We start from the raw sequence: 3,321 nt of genomic DNA on the forward strand, positions 1-3,321 counted from the left end.
TCTTTTCGGCCTGGGCGATCGCCGTCTTCAGCGTCTCCACAGTTCCCACGCCCGCCGTCATCTGGGCCAGTTGCAACTGCCGCAACCCATCTAGCTGAATCTGCCAGCTTGCTAGACTGCTCTGCGCCTGGGCATAGTAGGCGCTGGTGGGCTTGATCTGCTTTGCGGCGGCGATCGCCTCCATCATGCTCATGACGTGCTGCGGCGTGGCGACCCAGTTGGTCCAGGTGGAAACGGCCAGCTTCCGCGCTTCGCTAAGCTGGATCAAATCCTTCGCCATTTCAGCCCGGCCGGGGTTGACCTCGACCTGCTTGGTGAGGGCGATCGCCTGGTCAAACTTTTGCTCCTGCCAAAGCTGGAATGCTGCGCCCAGCAGCCGATCGCTCCACTGGTTCAGCACAGGCTGGGCATCGCTCCAGGCATAGCTGCCCTTGTCGATCCGTCCCGCCTGGGCGATCGCCTTGCCCAAATCGGGCAATTGACCTGACTGGGCAGTTTTCTGAGCATCGGCAAACTGCTGTCGAGACTTGCGTTCCACAAGCAGTTGCTCCGACAGCGCCCGGGCCCGCTGGTTGCCCCAGTAGGGATGGCTCATCTCGCCCAGGTCGCGGATCACCTCCGAGGCATTGCCCCAGGCTTGTTCCTTCATCGCAGCTTGGGCAGCCGCCACCAGCGCCTCGCCCTGCCGCCAGATGCCCTGCCAGGTGGCGATCGCCGCCTCTGCATCCGCCTGCACCGAGCTAGACTTGGGAATTCTGCGGGCAATTTCCACCGCGCCTTGCAGGTCGCTGGCGTTCATCTTCTGGCGAGCGATCACCAGTAGCCCCTTCGACCACTCCTCAACCGACCGCTGCGCCTCGTGATACAGCGGATGCTCCGGAGTCCAGGTTTCGATCAGCGCCAGACCCGACAGCAACTCTGTCAACTCGCCCGACCGAGCCGCCTGCTGAGCGCAAAACAGCCGTTCCATATCGGGAGCTAGGGGGGAACCCGTTTTGCAGTCGGGCGCGGGCGGCAGCATCAGCATCCACAGCAGCGCCGACGCAGCCACGCCACCCAGCGCCGCACAGCTTGTCAGCCCGACAATCAGCCATCGCCAGGATTTTGACCGGGGACGGGTCAGCGCTTCTGGCGCGAGTCCACTGGCTGCGCTCGACTGTCCTGCTCCGCCCAAATACATGCCAAACCCATCCGCGCCCCCTTCGGGCGATCGCAACTCAAAAAGCCTTACTGGCATAGCGAACCCTCACCCCAGTCAAAATCCCGTCAAAATTACCTCAAGCATACGGTCGCCTGAGTCAATAGCCCAGCGAAGCATCCGTATTACTTCTGATTCTCTACAATATATTCTTTAATCACGGATGGACGTGCCCCCCGAAACAAAAAAACCAGGTTTTGGGGCGATCGCCCTCTGAAATTTACAGAATCCGGCAGACTGCTTCAGGATGAGCAGCATTTCGCTTCGTAACAATCCTCAAAATCATCTAGTGTGGCAGGACGCTCGGAGCAAACCCCACCGCGTCCCATTGCTAAGAGGCTGTTGCAAGCATTAAATTGCAAACATTAAATTGCAAACACTAAAAAGTTCCCCGAATGAGCCGTTGGCAAACTGACTCATCCAGGAAGCTTGCAATGGGGGGATTGTCTTGGTTAGGCGTGGCTGCCGCCAAGCAAATGCCGATTAATTTCCAAAATGGGGCAAAACAGGCTGGCTTGCACAGGGGTCAGGTGTTGCCGCACCACATGCTGCATAGCTTCGTAGGTTGCGTTGCAGCTTCGCTGTGCGCCAAACGCCCGCATGATGGTTTGAAACCACAGTAGAAAGCGCTCTTGCAGCGTTTCCGGATCGTTGAGCAGCATCGCCACGGCAGAATAGCGCAGCACCCGCACAGTATCTCGCTTCCACTTCGTCGTCAGGTCACTGTTGCTGCCCTGAAACAGCGTCGGGTCTTTGCTCATCATGTATTGCTGAACCTGACTCACCAGCAGCGCCTCTGCGCTCTGGATGCGTTGGTAGGTTTCGACTCGCAGCCCGTAGGATTTTGCATAATCTCGCAAAAATTGCAGGTCTGCATCGGTTGCATACTGGCCTTCGGTCTCCAGGCTAAGGCGTTTCATCTGGCTAAGCATAGAGGGTTCTTCGCAGGATTGGTGCAGGGTTGAGTGAGGGCAAATGCGAAAGGTCAACAGGTCAGCGATGGCTCAGCAATCCCAGAGGATTGGCTAAGTGCAGCTATAAGTGCAGCTAAATGTAGGTGCAGAATGTCTGATTGTATTTAATCTGCCCAAGCCACATTCCAAAGTAACGTTTTGTAAAGCTAATTCCAGAAAAGCTTTTGGGCGATTGTGTGCGATCGCCCCCCCCAATCCCTCCCAATCTTCCAAAACAATCTTCTATCCAGAGCCTCCAAACCCAGGAAATAAAGCAATCCTGGGCTGTTCTCCCCGATTCTAACCCTGGATAGCTACCGCGCCGGACTTGAAGGGCAACTTGTGACCCAGATCACCAGACTATTCCCTAAGATAGATGCGATCGCGCTACAGGACACCCAAGAAATCGGCACAGCGACCGAGGTCATGAGGGCGATCGCCCTCCACACTATAAGTAGCGTTTAACTGTCCTTGCCTTGCAGCGACCGGATTCCTGGCCTGTGAGGCAATTTTTGTGGCCATTCTTCAAACGTCTCACGGTCTACACCCCCAAATCTGTGATTCAGAAAACATCCTTAAACCAAACAGCAAGGCTAGGCTTTTGGTCACAAACTAGGGATGAATTGAGGGGCCGCTCTGTCAACCTGTCAACGAGTGCGCCGTATCGAGTCTTCGGGCGGGTGCTAAAGTCTGGCCCTGCTGGCTCTGACCGTCCTAAGACCCGCTTGAGTCTGCCATCTAGCGCCACGCAATCGAGGTTAGGCCTGTGAAGATCGTTTGGGAACAAAGCATTTATTTTGGCAACGTTCCAGTATTCTGCTCGATTTGCGGCCGTGAGTCTCGCCCCATCCGCAGCGGCTCAAACCAACTCCTGCTGGCGGTGATCTACAACGACCAGGGCGTAATTTGTGGAGAAGCCTGTAGCGATTGCGTCAGCGCCGGGCCGCAAGTAATTCGCGCCCGCCTCCAGGATCGGGTCGAGATTTTGCGAGAAAAACTGGCTGATGTGGAGGCGATCGCCCAGCTTGCTCAGGACAATATTGAACTGCCGACCCTAGAGCAGGAGTTTCGGGTGCATCGTCGCGACGGCTAATTCGGCAGCAGCCATTAGCGCTTTGTGGTGAACACCGTCGTAAACATCATCAGCATTCCGCCGATCAAAATCGCCAC

Annotated in this window: 3 protein-coding genes and 1 pseudogene; 2 read left to right on the forward strand and 2 right to left on the reverse strand. The window is 56.4% G+C overall.

Features of this window, described 5'->3' with window-relative positions; translation table 11 throughout:
* Both IGS51_RS03840 and IGS51_RS03845 read right to left on the reverse strand, forming a co-directional pair.
* Positions 1 to 1,237 (reverse strand): annotated as a pseudogene (locus IGS51_RS03840) (hypothetical protein); the annotation flags it as partial.
* Between the two features lie 413 nt (positions 1,238 to 1,650).
* Positions 1,651 to 2,118: a phycobilisome protein gene (locus IGS51_RS03845; protein WP_297076112.1), complete on the reverse strand. Its 468-nt coding sequence runs from the start codon at positions 2,116 to 2,118 to the stop codon at positions 1,651 to 1,653.
* 375 nt (positions 2,119 to 2,493) lie between these two features.
* On the opposite strand from IGS51_RS03845, the gene IGS51_RS03850 reads away from it, so the two are divergent.
* Positions 2,494 to 2,616, forward strand: coding sequence for a hypothetical protein (locus IGS51_RS03850; protein ID WP_297076115.1), 123 nt, complete (start codon positions 2,494 to 2,496; stop codon positions 2,614 to 2,616).
* A 301-nt stretch (positions 2,617 to 2,917) separates the two neighbouring features.
* On the forward strand, positions 2,918 to 3,244 hold the full coding sequence (locus tag IGS51_RS03855; protein ID WP_297076118.1) for a hypothetical protein: 327 nt from the start codon (positions 2,918 to 2,920) through the stop codon (positions 3,242 to 3,244).
* Positions 3,245 to 3,321 lie beyond the last annotated feature (77 nt).

Origin of the sequence: Thermoleptolyngbya sp. M55_K2018_002 (assembly GCF_015295965.1) — a bacterium.
In the GTDB taxonomy this organism is placed as follows: Bacteria; Cyanobacteriota; Cyanobacteriia; order Elainellales; family Elainellaceae; genus Thermoleptolyngbya; species Thermoleptolyngbya sichuanensis.

What these genes read in the sequence shown, in the direction of transcription:
- IGS51_RS03845 (WP_297076112.1), bottom strand. Translation starts at nt 2,118, where the DNA reads ATGAAACGCCTTAGCCTGGAGACCGAAGGCCAGTATGCAACCGATGCA.